This is a genomic window from Enterobacter sp. MGH 4, from assembly GCF_000534735.1.
GTDB classification, from domain to species: Bacteria; Pseudomonadota; Gammaproteobacteria; order Enterobacterales; family Enterobacteriaceae; genus Enterobacter; species Enterobacter intestinihominis.
The window spans coordinates 139845-155839 of record NZ_KI973289.1; the positions used below are offsets into that span (position 1 = coordinate 139845).

At 57.4% G+C, this 15995-nt stretch carries 15 protein-coding genes; 11 read left to right on the forward strand and 4 right to left on the reverse strand.

The window, feature by feature from the left end:
* Positions 1–13: 13 nt before the first annotated feature.
* Together nudK and L350_RS21445 are read left to right on the forward strand one after the other, a co-directional pair.
* Positions 14–604, forward strand: a complete 591-nt coding sequence (nudK, locus tag L350_RS21450) for a GDP-mannose pyrophosphatase NudK (RefSeq protein WP_032623810.1) — start codon at positions 14–16, stop codon at positions 602–604.
* Between the two features lie 109 nt (positions 605–713).
* Complete coding sequence (locus L350_RS21445) at positions 714–1757, forward strand: DUF1176 domain-containing protein (protein WP_032623811.1); 1044 nt, start codon at positions 714–716, stop codon at positions 1755–1757.
* Between the two features lie 81 nt (positions 1758–1838).
* On the opposite strand, the gene tkt is transcribed toward L350_RS21445, so the two are convergent.
* A complete protein-coding gene (gene tkt / locus L350_RS21440; RefSeq protein ID WP_032623813.1) occupies positions 1839–3827 on the reverse strand; it encodes a transketolase in 1989 nt (662 codons plus the stop codon).
* 19 nt (positions 3828–3846) lie between these two features.
* The gene (gene tal / locus L350_RS21435) at positions 3847–4797 is read right to left on the reverse strand and encodes a transaldolase (RefSeq protein ID WP_022648959.1); all 951 of its coding nucleotides are present in this window, start codon (positions 4795–4797) and stop codon (positions 3847–3849) included.
* 286 nt (positions 4798–5083) lie between these two features.
* Here tal and maeB point away from each other — a divergent pair, with 286 nt between their 5' ends.
* Positions 5084–7363, forward strand: a complete 2280-nt coding sequence (gene maeB / locus L350_RS21430) for an NADP-dependent oxaloacetate-decarboxylating malate dehydrogenase (RefSeq protein ID WP_032623814.1) — start codon at positions 5084–5086, stop codon at positions 7361–7363.
* A 114-nt stretch (positions 7364–7477) separates the two neighbouring features.
* Here the strand turns inward: maeB and hemF are convergent, their stop codons facing one another.
* Together hemF and amiA are read right to left on the reverse strand one after the other, a co-directional pair.
* Entirely contained in the window at positions 7478–8377 is a 900-nt protein-coding gene (hemF, locus tag L350_RS21425; protein ID WP_032623816.1) for an oxygen-dependent coproporphyrinogen oxidase, read from the reverse strand.
* The gene (amiA, locus tag L350_RS21420) at positions 8377–9252 is read right to left on the reverse strand and encodes an N-acetylmuramoyl-L-alanine amidase AmiA (protein WP_023306670.1); all 876 of its coding nucleotides are present in this window, start codon (positions 9250–9252) and stop codon (positions 8377–8379) included. The genes hemF and amiA overlap by 1 nt, the downstream gene beginning before the upstream one ends.
* Before the next feature lie 212 nt (positions 9253–9464).
* Between amiA and L350_RS21415 the strand changes: the two genes are divergently transcribed.
* The 8 genes from L350_RS21415 to cysA all read left to right on the forward strand — a co-directional run bounded on the left by L350_RS21415 (position 9465) and on the right by cysA (position 15939).
* Positions 9465–9890 carry a GNAT family acetyltransferase gene (locus tag L350_RS21415; protein WP_003861292.1) on the forward strand — a complete coding sequence of 142 codons (426 nt, stop codon included), beginning with the start codon at positions 9465–9467 and terminating at the stop codon, positions 9888–9890.
* Positions 9877–10326 carry a DUF2919 domain-containing protein gene (locus L350_RS21410; protein WP_032623818.1) on the forward strand — a complete coding sequence of 150 codons (450 nt, stop codon included), beginning with the start codon at positions 9877–9879 and terminating at the stop codon, positions 10324–10326. The genes L350_RS21415 and L350_RS21410 overlap by 14 nt, the downstream gene beginning before the upstream one ends.
* A 63-nt stretch (positions 10327–10389) precedes the next feature.
* Positions 10390–10965 carry an RpoE-regulated lipoprotein gene (locus L350_RS21405; protein ID WP_032623819.1) on the forward strand — a complete coding sequence of 192 codons (576 nt, stop codon included), beginning with the start codon at positions 10390–10392 and terminating at the stop codon, positions 10963–10965.
* A gap of 92 nt (positions 10966–11057) precedes the next feature.
* Positions 11058–11957, forward strand: coding sequence for a Dyp-type peroxidase (locus L350_RS21400; RefSeq protein ID WP_032623821.1), 900 nt, complete (start codon positions 11058–11060; stop codon positions 11955–11957).
* 176 nt (positions 11958–12133) lie between these two features.
* Positions 12134–13147 carry a sulfate ABC transporter substrate-binding protein gene (locus tag L350_RS21395; RefSeq protein WP_022648952.1) on the forward strand — a complete coding sequence of 338 codons (1014 nt, stop codon included), beginning with the start codon at positions 12134–12136 and terminating at the stop codon, positions 13145–13147.
* Positions 13147–13980: a sulfate/thiosulfate ABC transporter permease CysT gene (gene cysT, locus L350_RS21390; protein ID WP_022648951.1), complete on the forward strand. Its 834-nt coding sequence runs from the start codon at positions 13147–13149 to the stop codon at positions 13978–13980. Before L350_RS21395 ends, cysT begins: the two co-directional genes overlap by 1 nt.
* Positions 13980–14855, forward strand: coding sequence for a sulfate/thiosulfate ABC transporter permease CysW (cysW, locus tag L350_RS21385; protein WP_003861305.1), 876 nt, complete (start codon positions 13980–13982; stop codon positions 14853–14855). The genes cysT and cysW overlap by 1 nt, the downstream gene beginning before the upstream one ends.
* Positions 14845–15939 (forward strand): sulfate/thiosulfate ABC transporter ATP-binding protein CysA, encoded by a 1095-nt coding sequence (gene cysA, locus L350_RS21380; RefSeq protein WP_022648949.1) that lies wholly within the window; start codon positions 14845–14847, stop codon positions 15937–15939. The genes cysW and cysA overlap by 11 nt, the downstream gene beginning before the upstream one ends.
* Positions 15940–15995: the final 56 nt, after the last annotated feature.

The window sequence follows — 15995 nt, forward strand, 5'->3', positions numbered from 1 at the left end:
CCGTGGAGCCCGTATGTCCCTGAACATTACCGTTATTAAAGACAAAATCCTTTCTGAAAATTACTTTGTCCTGCGTAACATCACTTACGATCTCACCCGTAAGAGCGGGGACGTCATTCGCCATAAACGCGAAGTCTACGACCGGGGCAATGGTGCAACCATTCTGCTGTATAACCGTGAAAAGCAAAGCGTGGTGCTGATCCGCCAGTTTCGCATCGCGACATGGGTCAATGGCAACGCGGACGGACGTCTGATTGAAACCTGTGCAGGTCTGCTGGACGACGATGAGCCGGAAGTGTGTATCCGCAAAGAAGCCATTGAAGAGACGGGTTTTGAGGTGGGGGCGGTGCAGAAAGTCTTTGAGCTGTTTATGTCCCCTGGCGGGGTTACCGAGCTGGTTCACTTCTTCATTGCGGAGTACACCGATGCCCAGCGCACGCACCGGGGCGGTGGCGTGGACGATGAAGACATTGAAGTGCTGGAAATGCCTTTCGCTCAGGCTGTCGACATGGTGAAAAGCGGCGAGATCCGCGACGGTAAAGCGGTGATCCTGTTGCAGTATCTGCAAACCCGCGGTTTGATGAATGCTGCGTCGGTAGCGTGATAAGTTGTATTTCAGATAAATCTATCCGATAAATCCGATTGAGCCAGCCCGCCCAGGGCACGAAGATACGCCCCAGATTGACCTATTCGTTTCCGGGGCTGTGCCGTTCATGCGCTACTGCGTTTTTTTTCTCTTCTTCATTTGCGTGCTTCCCGCACCTTTGGTGTGGGCTGCGCCTGCGCAGCAGTCTTTTTCAGACTGGCAGGTGACCTGCAATAACCAGAATTTCTGCGTAGCGCGCAACACCGGCGAGCATCGCGGTCTGGTCATGACGCTGAGCCGCAGTGCGGGGGCAAAAACGGACGCCAGCCTGCGCATCGATCTCGGCGGTCTTTCGACGCCTCCGGTGAAAGAGCCTGACATTGCCCCGCGCCTGCTGCTCGACAATGTGCCGCTTCAGCTCACGTCGCAACACTGGCAGTTAACCCCCTGGCATCTTAAAACAGACGATACGGGCACCATCACCACGTTTCTGAAAACCATTCAGGAGGGGCAGGCGCTGACCCTGCGCGAGGGGAAGCAGACGATCTCTCTGGCCGGTCTGAAAGCGGCGCTGCTGTTTATTGATGCCCAGCAAAAACGCGTCGGAAGTGAAACGGCATGGATTAAAAAAGGGGATAGTCCACCGCTGAGCGTGCCGCCTGCGCCGGCATTAAAAAAGGTGGCAGTGGTGAACCCCACGCCAACGCCGCTGACGCATAACGAACTTAACGATCTGCTGGATTACGGTACCTGGCGCATGAACCACAGCCAGTGCTCCCTCGATCCGAACCGGCGTGAAGTGCGCGTGACCGCGTTGACCGATGACAAAGCGCTGATGATCATCAGCTGTGAGGCGGGGGCGTACAACACCGTCGATCTGGCGTGGCTGGTGTCGCGTAAAAAACCGTTTGCTGCCAGAAGCGTGAGATTGCGCCTGCCGTTTACCCCTTCCAGCCAGAGTAGCGACATGGAGCTGATGAATGCCAGCTTCGATGAAAAAACGCGCGAGCTGACCACGCTGGCACTGGGACGCGGGATTGGCGACTGTGGGATCCAGACCCGCTGGCGTTTTAACGGCCAGCGCTTCCGCCTGGTGCGCTACGCGGAAGAGCCAAGCTGCGATAACTGGAATGGGCCAGATGCCTGGCCCACGCTGTGGATCACAAGGTAGGGCGCTGTCGCTTACCCGGCCTACGTTTTAGCGATTTGTAGGCCCGGTAAGGCGTAGCCGCCACCGGGCACGAAGACTGTACTACAGCACGCTCAGCGCCTTCTCCACCACGTTCTCAACGGTAAAGCCGAAGTACGGGAACAGCTTATCGGCCGGGGCGGATTCACCATAACCCTTCATGCCGACAATCGCCCCTTTCAGACCCACATATTTGTACCAGTAGTCGGCAATGCCAGCTTCAACCGCCACGCGCGCCGCGACGTTTGAAGGCAGCACCGATTCGCGGTACGCGTCATCCTGGGCATCAAAGATATCCGTTGAAGGCAGGGAAACCACGCGCACCGCGTGACCCTCGGCGGTCAGTTTCTCGGCCGCTTTTACCGTGATTTCCACCTCTGAACCGGTGGCAATCAGGATCACGTCCGGTTTACCGCCGCTGTCTTTCAGGATGTACCCGCCGCGGGCGATATTTTTCACCTGCTCCGGCGTGCGCTCGATCTGCGCCAGGTTCTGGCGCGACAGGATCAGCGCTGTGGGTCCGTTATGGCGCTCTACGGCCAGCTTCCAGCCCACAGCCGCTTCAACCTGATCGCACGGACGCCAGGTACTGAAGTTTGGCGTCAGGCGCAGGCTCGCCAGCTGCTCTACCGCCTGGTGCGTCGGCCCATCTTCACCCAGTCCGATGGAGTCGTGGGTATACACCATGATTTGCCGCGCCTTCATCAGGGCCGCCATACGCGCCGCGTTACGGGCATATTCGACAAACATCAGGAAAGTGGCGGTGTACGGCACGAAGCCGCCATGGTGGGCGATACCGTTGGCAATGGCGGTCATCCCGAACTCGCGCACGCCGTAGTGGATATAGTTTCCGGCAATGTCTTCCTTCAGGGATTTAGAGCCAGACCAGATGGTGAGGTTACTTGGCGCCAGATCCGCCGAGCCGCCCAGCAGTTCGGGCAGGACAGGGCCAATCGCGTTCAGGGTGTTTTGTGACGCCTTACGGGTGGCAATTTTCGCCGGGTTAGATTGCAGATTTTCAATCAGCGCCTGAGTTTTCTCTTCCCAGTCTTCCGGCAGGCCACCGCTCATGCGGCGGTTAAATTCGGCCGCCAGCTCCGGATACGCTTTTTTGTAGGCAGCAAACTTCTCGTTCCAGGCCTGCTGCGCTTTTTCACCTGTTTCGCGAGCATCCCAGGCCCTGTAGATCTCTTTTGGGATCTCAAAGGCCGGGTGTTTCCAGCCCAGTTTCTGGCGGGTCAGCGCCACTTCCTCTTCACCCAGCGCCGCGCCGTGCGCCTCTTCTTTACCCGCTTTGTTCGGCGAGCCGAAGCCGATGGTGGTGCGGCAGACGATCAGGGACGGTTTGTCCTTCACGCTCTGCGCTTCCTGAATCGCTTTTTTCACCGCCTCAGGATCGTGACCGTCGATCTCGTGAACCACGTGCCAGTGATAGGCTTCAAAGCGTTTTGCCGTGTCGTCGGTAAACCAGCCCTCGGTTTCCCCGTCAATGGAGATACCGTTGTGATCGTAGAAGCCAATCAGCTTGCCCAGGCCCAGGGTGCCCGCCAGCGAGCAGACCTCGTGGGAGATCCCCTCCATCAGGCAGCCATCACCCATAAAGACATAGGTGTAGTGATCGACAATCTCGTGGTCGGGCTGGTTGAACTGCGCGGCCAGCGTACGCTCTGCAATCGCCAGGCCGACGGCATTCGCCAGCCCCTGGCCCAGCGGGCCGGTAGTGGTTTCAACACCCGGCGTATAGCCGATCTCCGGGTGGCCCGGCGTTTTGGAGTGCAGCTGGCGGAAGTTTTTTAACTCCTCAAGCGGCAGGTCGTAGCCGGAAAGGTGCAGCAGGCTGTAGAGCAGCATCGAGGCGTGACCGTTGGAGAGAATAAAACGGTCGCGATCGTACCAGGTCGGATCGGTCGGGTTGTGCTTCAGGAAGTCGTTCCACAGCACTTCGGCAATATCAGCCATACCCATGGGGGCGCCAGGGTGGCCGGAATTGGCTTTTTGTACGGCATCCATGCTGAGGGCGCGAATGGCGTTGGCGAGCTCTTTACGGGACATAGTTCACTCCGTGGCAAGGTTAAAGTTTGGCGGCGAGAAGATCTTCGAGTTTGCGCTGGTCGACGGCGAACTGGCGGATGCCATCTGCCAGTTTTTCCACGGCCATTGGATCCTGATTGTGCTCCCAGCGGAATTCCGCTTCGGTCATGGGTTTCGGTTTTGGCAGAACGGTAGAGGTCGGTACCAGCTTGCGGATCACCGTCTCTTCACTCTCCTGAAGCTTTTTCAGCAGGTCAGGAGAGATGGTCAGACGGTCACAGCCCGCGAGCGCCAGGATCTGCTCGGTGCGGCGGAAGCTGGCCCCCATCACGATGGTCTCGTAGCGATGCTGCTTGTAATAATCGTAGATATTACGCACCGATTTTACGCCAGGATCTTCTTCCACCACGTACGGATCCATTGGCTGTTTCGCCTGATACCAGTCGTAGATACGCCCGACAAACGGTGAAATCAGGAACACGCCCGCTTCGGCGCAGGCACGCGCCTGGGCGAAGGAGAACAGTAGCGTCAGGTTGCAGTGGATCCCCTCTTTCTCCAGCACTTCTGCCGCGCGGATGCCTTCCCAGGTAGACGCAAGCTTGATCAGAATGCGTGACTTATCGATTCCCTGCTCCTGGTAGAGTTCCACTATGCGGCGAGCCTTGTTGATGCTCTTTTCCTGGTCAAACGAGAGGCGGGCGTCCACTTCGGTAGAGACGCGTCCCGGTATGCTTTTAAGAATTTCCGCACCGATATTGACCGCCAGCTTGTCGCTGGCTTCGGCGACCTGCTGTTCCTGCGTTTTCCCGCGCTGTTTGCCGTAGGCAAGGGCGTCATCAATCAGATGACTAAAGTGCGCAAGACCGGCCGCCTTGAGCAGCAGAGAGGGATTGGTGGTCGCGTCTTCCGGCTGGTAGTGACGAATCGACTCGATGTCGCCGCTGTCTGCAACCACGGTGGTAAATTGTTTGATGCCGTCTAGCTGGTTCATAATTACTCCTTGGAAATAAAAGAGTTAGTCGAGTGCGTTAGTTCACACTTCTGAGAAAATCATGATGGACTTAACAAAAAAGCATAGCAGACGGGGGAGGCATTGCTTTCTGAGACGGGTAACATGGCTGTTATAAATTGATAACAATTTTTATTCTGCAATGGTGAGAGTTTGGCAGCCTTCAAAGTTTAGGAGCCTGCCTGCGGCGATACTATGCGGCACACCAGGGTGTGCATAGGAACGTCGACATCACCCTTTTTGACCGAAACGTGAAAGGAATAACAAGATGGATGATCAGTTAAAACAAAGCGCTCTCGATTTTCACGAGTTTCCTGTTCCGGGTAAAATCCAGGTATCCCCGACCAAACCGCTGGCGACCCAGCGCGATCTGGCGCTGGCCTACTCGCCGGGCGTGGCTGCTCCGTGCCTGGAAATCGAAAAAGATCCGCTGGCAGCGTACAAATACACCGCGCGCGGCAACCTGGTGGCCGTTATCTCTAACGGTACGGCGGTGCTGGGGTTAGGGAACATCGGTGCGCTGGCTGGTAAGCCGGTGATGGAAGGGAAGGGCGTTCTGTTTAAGAAATTTGCCGGTATCGACGTCTTCGATATCGAAGTGGACGAACTGGATCCGGATAAATTCATCAACGTGGTGGCGGCGCTGGAGCCGACCTTCGGCGGCATCAACCTGGAAGACATCAAAGCGCCGGAATGTTTCTATATCGAGCAGAAGCTGCGCGAGCGTATGAACATTCCCGTGTTCCATGACGACCAGCACGGCACGGCGATTATCAGTACCGCCGCCATTCTGAACGGCCTGCGCGTGGTGGAGAAAAATCTCTCCGACGTGCGCATGGTGGTCTCCGGCGCAGGCGCCGCGGCCATCGCCTGTATGAACCTGCTGGTGGCGCTGGGCATGCAGAAGCACAATATTGTGGTCTGCGACTCCAAGGGCGTGATCTACAAAGACCGCGAGCCAAACATGGCGGAAACCAAGGCGGCCTATGCGGTGGAAGACGACGGCAAGCGCACGCTTGAAGACGTGATTGACGGTGCTGACATTTTCCTCGGCTGTTCAGGCCCGAAAGTGCTGACCCAGGAGATGGTGCAGAAGATGGCGCGCGCGCCAATGATCCTGGCCCTGGCGAACCCGGAGCCGGAAATTCTGCCGCCGCTGGCGAAGGCGGTGCGTGAAGACGCTATCATCTGCACCGGACGTTCGGACTACCCGAACCAGGTGAACAACGTGCTCTGCTTCCCGTTCATCTTCCGCGGGGCGCTGGACGTCGGCGCCACGGCGATCAACGAAGAGATGAAGCTGGCTGCCGTTCATGCTATCGCAGAGCTGGCGCACGCCGAGCAGAGCGAAGTGGTGGCCTCCGCCTACGGCGATCAGGATCTGAGCTTCGGCCCCGACTACATCATCCCTAAACCATTTGACCCGCGTCTGATCGTGAAGATCGCGCCAGCGGTGGCCAAAGCGGCGATGGACTCCGGCGTGGCGACACGGCCGATTGAAGATTTCGATGCCTACGTCGATAAACTCACCGAGTTCGTTTACAAAACCAACCTGTTTATGAAGCCGATCTTCTCCCAGGCGCGCGCCGACGCGAAGCGCGTGGTGCTGGCGGAAGGGGAAGAGGCGCGCGTGCTGCATGCCACGCAGGAGCTGATCACCTTAGGGCTGGCGAAACCGATCCTGATTGGTCGTCCGAGCGTGATCGAGATGCGTATTCATAAGCTCGGCCTGCAAATAAAGCCGGGCGTGGACTTTGAGATCGTTAACAACGAATCCGATCCGCGCTTCAAAGAGTACTGGAACGAATACTATTCGATCATGAAGCGTCGCGGGATCACCCAGGAGCAGGCGCAGCGGGCGGTGATCAGCAACACCACGGTGATCGGCGCGATCATGGTTCATCGCGGTGAGGCGGATGCGCTGATCTGCGGCACCATCGGCGAGTACCATGAGCATTTCAGCGTGGTACAGGAGATCTTCGGCTATCGCGAGGGCGTCCATACTGCCGGCGCAATGAACGCGCTGCTGCTGCCAAGCGGTAACACCTTTATCGCCGATACCTACGTCAACGACGATCCCTCCCCGGACGAACTGGCGGAAATCACCGTGATGGCGGCGGAAACCGTGCGCCGCTTTGGTATCGAGCCGAAAGTGGCGCTGCTGTCGCACTCAAACTTCGGGTCATCCAAATCCGCGGCGGCGTGCAAAATGCGCCAGACGCTGGACCTGGTGCGCGAGCGTGCGCCGGAGCTGATGATCGACGGCGAGATGCACGGCGACGCCGCGCTGGTGGAGAGTATTCGTAATGAACGTATGCCGGACAGCCCGCTGAAAGGCTCGGCGAACGTGCTGATTATGCCTAACGTGGAAGCGGCGCGTATCAGCTACAACCTGCTGCGCGTGTCGAGTTCTGAAGGTGTGACCGTCGGGCCGGTACTGATGGGGGTGTCAAAACCGGTACATGTGTTAACGCCGATTGCCTCCGTGCGTCGTATCGTCAACATGGTGGCGCTGGCGGTGGTTGAGGCGCAGACGCAGCCGCTGTAATTTATTGCCCTCGCCCCTCACCCTAATCCTCTCCCCATAGGGGAGAGGGGACTGCTCTGAGCCGTCTTTTCACCCTCGCCCCTTTGGGGAGAGGGCCGGGGTGAGGGGTAAGGGTTAAACCCAGTCCCGAACCTTAATAAACTCACTCAAGGCAGCCTCCGGGCTGCCTTCTTTTGGCGCGTAGCTGTATTCCCAGCGCACCAGCGGCGGCATCGACATCAGAATGGACTCCGTGCGCCCGCCGGTTTGCAGGCCAAACAGCGTCCCGCGATCCCACACCAGATTAAACTCCACGTAGCGCCCGCGACGGTAGAGCTGGAACTCACGCTCGCGCACGCCGTAGTCGGTGTCTTTGCGGCGTTCGACAATCGGAAGATAGGCGTCGGTAAAGCCTTCACCCACCGCGCGCATAAAGCTGAACGCGGTATCAAAATCCGGGGTATTGAGATCGTCAAAGAACAGCCCGCCGATGCCGCGCTGCTCGTCGCGGTGCTTCAGATAAAAATAGTCATCGCACCACTTTTTGTATTTCGGGTAAACGTCTTCGCCAAACGGCAGACAGAGGTCGCGCGCGGTGGTGTGCCAGTGCACGGCGTCCTCTTCGAAGCCATAGTAAGGCGTTAAGTCGAAACCGCCGCCAAACCACCAGACCGGATCGGCTCCCGGTTTTTCCGCGATGAAAAAGCGCACGTTGGCGTGGCTGGTTGGCACAAACGGGTTATGCGGATGCACCACCAGCGAGACGCCCATGGCCTCGAAGCTGCGGCCCGCCAGTTCAGGCCGATGCGCCGTGGCGGACGCTGGCATTGCATCACCGTGGACGTGGGAGAAGTTGACCCCGGCCTGTTCAAAAATACCGCCGTTACGCAGCACGCGGCTGCGCCCGCCGCCGCCCGCTTCGCGCTGCCAGGTGTCTTCATGGAATTCACCGCCGTCTGCGGCGGTCAGTTTCTGGCAAATCGCGTCCTGGAGCTGCATCAGGAAAGTTTTGACCAGCTGTGCATTCGGTTTCATCAACGTTTCCTGGAGTGCGCTTTTTGATTATCGAACCAGTTGAAATAACTGATGACCCCGGAGGCGATGGCGTTCGCGATCTTCTGACGAAACGCCTTAGTGCCGAGTAAACGCTCTTCTTCCGGGTTGGTAATGAACGAGGTTTCCACCAGCACGGACGGAATAGACGGTGACTTCAGCACCACAAACGCGGCCTGCTCGGTGCTTTTACTGTGCAGACGGTGCACGGGCTTAATACGTTTGAGGATATGCGAGCCGAGCGTCAGGCTGTTTTTGATGGTATCGGTCTGCACGAGATCAAACAGAACCTGCTGTAACAGATGGTCTTTGTCGGTGGCTTTTTTCCCGGCCACTTCATCCGCCCGGTTTTCGCGATCGGAGAGGTATTTCGCCATGGCGCTACTGGCGCCACGGTTGGAGAGCGCAAATACCGAGGCGCCTGCGGCGGAAGGGTTTGTGAAGCCATCCGCGTGAATGGACATAAACAGATCTGCGCCGTGCTTGTGGGCAATCTCCACGCGATCGTACAGCGGGATAAACGTGTCGCCCGTGCGCGTCAGGCGGGCGTCAATACCGTTACTGCGTAAAATTGCGCGTACATTTTTTGCAATTGCCAGCACGACGTGTTTTTCTTTCGACCCGTTTCGGCCAATGGCGCCGGTGTCGATCCCGCCGTGGCCAGGATCGAGCATGACCAGACGCTTTGCGCCAGCTTTTTTGGTTTTCGGCTTGCTGTGTCCGTTACTGGTTTTAAGCGTGCTCTCTTCTTTTGCCTGAGCCTGCTTTGCGATACCCGATAACGTTAAGGCCGCCAGCCCCGCTTTGAGAACCTGACGACGCGATGTGAGTGCTTTTAATGGTTTGAATGTGCTCATGCGGCCTGAATTGTAAAAATTGGGGTCCTGGTGTTATATCGTATCGTGTTTCCCGTTACGACAGTCCTTATTGAGAATTGTTTTACTTTTCATTTCAATACGTGACAAAGTGACATTATGCCAAATTTTGGCGAGTTTTTCCCCGGTTATTGGCTAAACGCCCTGTTCACGCCATAATCACTGTTTTTAAACCCGAAAAGGCGGTTAATACCATGGAGATACGCGTTTTTCGCCAGGAAGATTTCGAAGAGGTGATCACCCTTTGGGAGCGCTGCGATCTGCTGCGTCCGTGGAACGATCCGGAAATGGACATCGAACGGAAGGTGAATCACGACGTCAGTCTGTTTCTGGTCGCTGAGGTCAACGGCGAAGTGGTCGGGACGGTGATGGGTGGGTACGACGGCCACCGCGGCTCGGCCTACTATCTGGGCGTGCACCCGGAATACCGCGCGCGCGGCATCGCCAACGCGCTGCTTAACCGTCTGGAAAAGAAACTGATCGCCCGTGGCTGCCCGAAAATCCAGATTATGGTCCGGGAAGATAACGACGTGGTGCTGGGCATGTATGAACGTCTGGGCTACGAGCACGCGGATGTACTGACGCTGGGTAAGCGCCTGATCGAAGATGAAGAGTACTGAGTTCCACCCTGGCGACTACGACGTTCACGGTCGTCTGCGTCTGCCTTTTTTGTTCTGGTGCGTTCTGCTGTTGCAGGCCCGCACCTGGGTGCTGTTCGTGATGGCTGGCGCGTCGCGCGGGCAGGGCGATACGTTACTGAATCTCTTTTATCCCGATCACGATGCGTTCTGGCTGGGGTTACTGCCGGGCGTACCGGCGGTCCTGGCGTTTCTGTGCAGCGGACGGCGGCAAGCCATTCCGCGCTTCTGGCGCGCGCTTCGCTGGCTGCTGATCCTGGCGCAGTTTGTGCTTCTGGTCTGGCAACCCTTGCTCTGGCTGTACGGCGAGCCGCTTTCGGGTATCGGGATTGCACTGGTGGTGGCGGATATTGTCGCGCTGCTGTGGCTGGTCACGAATCCCCGTTTACGCGCCTGTTTTACGCATGAGCCAGATTAAAACGGCACTTTTTGTCGATACTGCACTCCAACAAGCGTTGATTTACTACGTAAGGACGTCTCAATGAAATCGCTGCGTTTACTTTTATGCGCTCTCCCGCTGGCGTTAACCGGCTGTTCCACGCTCTCATCCATCAACTGGTCTGCGGCCTATCCGTGGAACTGGTTTGGATCCTCAATGGAAGTGACCGAGCAGGGCGTGGGCAAAATCACCGCCTCGACGGCGCTGGATCAGGATGCCATTCAGGATGCCATCGGCAGTGATTATCGCCTGCGCAGCGGCATGAAAACCGAGAACGGCAACATCGTGCGCTATTTCGAAGCGTTGAAAGATGACAAGGTGGCAATGGTCATCAACGGCGATAAAGGTACGGTCAACCGCATTGCGGTGATGGATGAAGAGATCCCGACCTCAGGTGGCGTGAAGGTGGGAACGCCGTTTGGCGAACTCTATCAGAAAGCGTTTGGCCACTGCGCCAGTGTGCCATCGGAGGAGAGCGTGGCGGTCGAGTGTAAGGCCGACGGCAGCCAGCATATTAGCTATGTGTTCAGCGGCACCTGGAACGGTCCGGAAGGGTTAATGCCGTCTGACGACACCCTGAAAAAGTGGAAAGTGAGCAAAATTATCTGGAAGCAGTAATTTGCGCCTGAGCAAGCCGCCTCGCTGAAATCCAGGTATAATAGCCGCCATCAATGCCACGCTGTCGTGGCATCTTTATTTCAGGAGGAGCGATGTCTCAGGTACAGAGTGGCATTTTGCCAGAACATTGCCGGGCGGCGATTTGGATTGAAGCCAACGTCAAAGGGGACGTGGATGCCCTGCGCGCGGCCAGCAAAGTTTTCGTTGATAAACTGACCACCTTCCAGGCCAAATTCCCCGAAGCCCATCTGGGCGCGGTGGTTGCCTTTGGCAGCACCGTCTGGCGTCATCTGAGCGGCGGCGAAGGCGCAGAAGAGCTGAAAGACTTTATTCCTTATGGCAAAGGTCTTGCGCCCGCTACCCAGTATGACGTTCTGATCCATATCCTCTCCCTGCGTCACGACGTGAACTTTTCTGTCGCTCAGGCTGCGATTGAGGCCTTTGGTGATAGTATCGACGTGCAGGAAGAGATCCACGGTTTCCGCTGGGTGGAAGAGCGCGATTTGAGCGGCTTCGTCGACGGCACCGAAAACCCGGCCGGGGAAGAGACGCGTCGCGAGGTGGCTGTAATCAAGGATGGCGTGGACGCGGGCGGCAGCTATGTGTTCGTCCAGCGCTGGGAGCATAACCTCAGGCAGCTTAACCGCATGAGCGTGCATGACCAGGAGATGATGATTGGCCGTACCAAAGATGCCAATGAAGAGATTGACGGCGATGCGCGTCCGGTCACTTCCCACCTGTCCCGCGTTGACCTTAAAGAAGACGGTAAGGGGCTGAAGATTGTTCGCCAGAGCCTGCCGTACGGCACCGCGAGCGGTACGCACGGCCTGTACTTCTGCGCTTACTGCGCACGCCTCTACAACATCGAACAGCAGCTGCTGAGCATGTTTGGCGATACCGACGGTAAGCGTGACGCCATGCTGCGCTTCACCCGCCCGGTGACCGGCGGCTACTACTTTGCGCCGTCCGTTGAGCGCCTGCTGGCGTTGTAAATCGCTCTCTATTCGTAGGCCGGGTAAGCGTGAGCGCCACCCGGCAATTTCTCCTGCACCTCTTATTCCCTTTTCTGCTTCTAAATCACCAAACGGTATATAAAACCGTTACTCCTTTAGACTCCGTTATAAATATTATGACTATAAGATAGTCATCACATTTATAAGGGTGCGCAATGGCCGTTACTGTACTGAAAAAAGGATCGCTGGCACTGGCAGGTTTACTGCTGGTGGCGCAGGCGCAGGCAACCGAGTTGCTGAACAGTTCTTATGATGTTTCGCGCGAGCTGTTTGCCGCCCTTAATCCCGCATTTGAACAGCAGTGGGCGAAAGAGAACAACGGCGACAAGCTGACCATCAAGCAGTCGCACGCTGGCTCATCTAAGCAGGCGCTGGCCATTTTGCAGGGGCTGAAAGCGGACGTGGTGACCTACAACCAGGTCACGGACGTGCAGATCCTGCACGACAAAGGCAAACTGATCCCGGCGAACTGGCAAAGCCGCCTGCCGAACAACAGTTCGCCATTTTACTCCACCATGGGCTTCCTGGTGCGCAAGGGCAACCCGAAGAACATCCACGACTGGAACGACCTGGTGCGTTCAGACGTAAAGCTGATCTTCCCGAATCCGAAAACCTCCGGCAACGCACGTTACACCTATCTGGCGGCGTGGGGCGCGGCGGACAAAGCTGACGGTAACGATAAAGCGAAAACCGAACAGTTTATGACCCAGTTCCTGAAAAACGTCGAGGTGTTTGATACCGGCGGTCGTGGCGCAACCACCACCTTCGCCGAGCGCGGGCTGGGCGACGTGCTGATCAGCTTTGAATCCGAAGTGAACAATATTCGTAAACAGTACGAAGCGCAGGGCTTCGAAGTGGTTATCCCGAAAACGAACATTCTGGCCGAGTTCCCGGTGGCGTGGGTGGATAAAAACGTTAAGGCTAACGGCACAGAAAAGGCGGCGAAAGCCTACCTGAACTATCTGTACAGCCCGCAGGCGCAAACCGTTATCACCGACTACTACTACCGTGTCAACAACCCGGACGTGATGAGCAAGCTGAAAGACAAATTCCCGCAGACCGAGCTGTTCCGCGTGGAAGATCATTTTGGCGCCTGGCCTGAGGTCATGAAAACGCATTTTGTCAGCGGCGGTGAGTTGGACAAACTGCTGGCAGCGGGGCGTAAGTAATGTTTGCAGTGTCCTCCAGACGTGTGCTGCCGGGCTTTACCTTAAGCCTCGGGACCAGCCTGCTGTTCGTCTGTCTGATTTTGTTATTACCGCTCAGCGCGCTGGTGATGCAGCTCGCTGAGATGAGCTGGTCCCAGTACTGGGAAGTGATTACTAACCCGCAGGTGGTGGCGGCCTACAAGGTCACCCTGCTGTCTGCGTTCGTGGCCTCGATTTTTAACGGCGTGTTTGGCCTGCTGATGGCGTGGATCTTAACTCGCTATCGCTTCCCGGGCCGCACCCTGCTCGACGCGCTGATGGATCTGCCGTTTGCCCTGCCGACGGCGGTTGCCGGTTTGACGCTGGCGTCGCTGTTTTCCGTGAACGGCTTTTACGGTGAGTGGCTGGCTAAGTTTGATATCAAAGTGACCTATACCTGGCTCGGTATCGCGGTGGCCATGGCCTTTACCAGCATCCCGTTTGTGGTACGTACCGTGCAGCCGGTGCTGGAAGAGTTAGGACCCGAATACGAAGAGGCTGCAGAAACGCTCGGCGCCACGCGCTGGCAGAGTTTTCGCAAGGTCGTGCTGCCGGAACTCTCTCCGGCGTTGCTGGCGGGTATCGCGCTCTCCTTTACCCGCAGCCTCGGTGAATTTGGCGCGGTCATTTTTATCGCCGGGAACATCGCGTGGAAAACCGAAGTGACCTCGCTGATGATTTTTGTCCGTTTGCAGGAGTTTGATTATCCGGCCGCGAGTGCGATTGCCTCGGTGATCCTTGCCGCGTCGCTGCTACTGCTGTTCTCGATTAACACTCTGCAAAGTCGCTTTGGTCGACGTGTGGTAGGTCACTGATGGCGGAAGTTACGCAATTGAAGCGCTATGACGCGCCCCGCATCAACTGGGGCAAATGGTTTCTGATTGGTACCGGCGTGCTGGTCTCCGCATTCATTCTCGTCGTGCCGATGGTGTACATCTTCGTTCAGGCCTTCAGCAAAGGGATTATGCCCGCGCTGCAAAACCTGGCCGATCCGGACATGCTCCACGCCATCTGGCTGACGGTCATGATTGCCCTGATCACCGTCCCGGTGAATCTGGTGTTTGGCGTATTGCTGGCCTGGCTGGTAACGCGCTTTAACTTCCCGGGGCGTCAGCTGCTGCTGACCCTGCTGGATATCCCGTTTGCGGTGTCACCGGTGGTGGCGGGTCTGGTTTATCTGCTCTTCTACGGTTCCAATGGCCCGCTGGGCGGCTGGCTGGATGAACACGACCTGCAGATCATGTTCGCCTGGCCGGGGATGGTGCTGGTGACCGTCTTTGTCACCTGTCCGTTCGTGGTACGCGAGCTGGTGCCGGTGATGCTCAGCCAGGGCAGCCATGAAGATGAAGCCGCGGTGCTGCTCGGCGCTTCCGGCTGGCAGATGTTCCGCCGCGTCACGCTGCCGAATATCCGCTGGGCACTGCTTTACGGCGTAGTGCTGACCAACGCCCGTGCGATCGGTGAGTTTGGCGCGGTGTCGGTGGTATCCGGCTCGATTCGCGGCGAAACCCTGTCGCTGCCGTTACAGATTGAATTACTGGAACAGGACTACAACACCGTCGGTTCCTTTACTGCCGCAGCGTTGCTGACGCTGATGGCGATTTTGACCCTGTTTTTGAAGAGTGTGGTGCAGTGGCGTTTAGAGAATCAGGAAAAACGTCAGCATCAGGAGGGAAATCATGAGCATTGAGATTGCCAATATTAAGAAGTCTTTTGGTCGCACCCAGGTGCTGAATGATATCTCGCTGGATATCCCTTCCGGACAAATGGTGGCGCTGCTGGGGCCGTCTGGCTCCGGTAAAACCACGCTGCTGCGTATTATCGCCGGGCTTGAGCACCAGACCAGCGGACATATCCGCTTCCACGGTACGGACGTAAGCCGTTTGCATGCCCGCGACCGTAAAGTGGGTTTTGTATTCCAGCACTACGCCCTGTTCCGCCACATGACGGTATTCGACAACATCGCGTTTGGTTTGACCGTACTGCCGCGTCGTGAGCGTCCGAATGCGGCCGCCATCAAAGCGAAAGTGACCAAACTGCTGGAGATGGTGCAGCTGGCTCATCTGGCGGACCGCTTCCCGGCACAGCTTTCTGGCGGGCAGAAACAGCGCGTGGCGCTGGCGCGTGCGTTAGCCGTGGAACCGCAAATCCTGCTGCTGGACGAACCGTTTGGCGCGCTGGATGCGCAGGTGCGTAAAGAGCTCCGCCGCTGGCTGCGTCAGCTTCATGAGGAACTCCAGTTCACCAGCGTTTTCGTGACCCACGATCAGGAAGAGGCGATGGAAGTAGCCGACCGCGTGGTGGTGATGAGTCAGGGCAACATTGAGCAGGTTGACGAGCCAGAGCAACTCTGGCGTGAACCGGCGACCCGCTTTGTGCTGGAGTTTATGGGGGAAGTAAACCGCCTTCAGGGTACTATTCGCGGCGGTCAGTTCCACGTTGGCGCGCACCGCTGGCCGCTGGGGTATACCTCCGCGCACCAGGGACCGGTGGATCTGTTCCTGCGCCCGTGGGAAGTGGACGTCAGCCGCCGTACCAGCCTGGACTCACCGCTTCCGGTGCAGGTGCTGGAAGCTAGCCCTAAAGGTCACTACACCCAATTAGTGGTACAGCCCCTGGGCTGGTACACCGAGCCGCTGACCGTGGTTATGCGTGACGACGAGCCGCCGCACCGTGGGGAACGCCTGTTTGTGGGGCTGCAACACGCGCGCATTTATCACGGCAACGAGCGCATCGAGACGCGCGAGGATATTGCTCTGGCGGAGTCAGCCTGATAGGTTATTGAGTATGTTTTTCGCCCGGTGGCGTGATGCTTACCGGGCTTTTTATT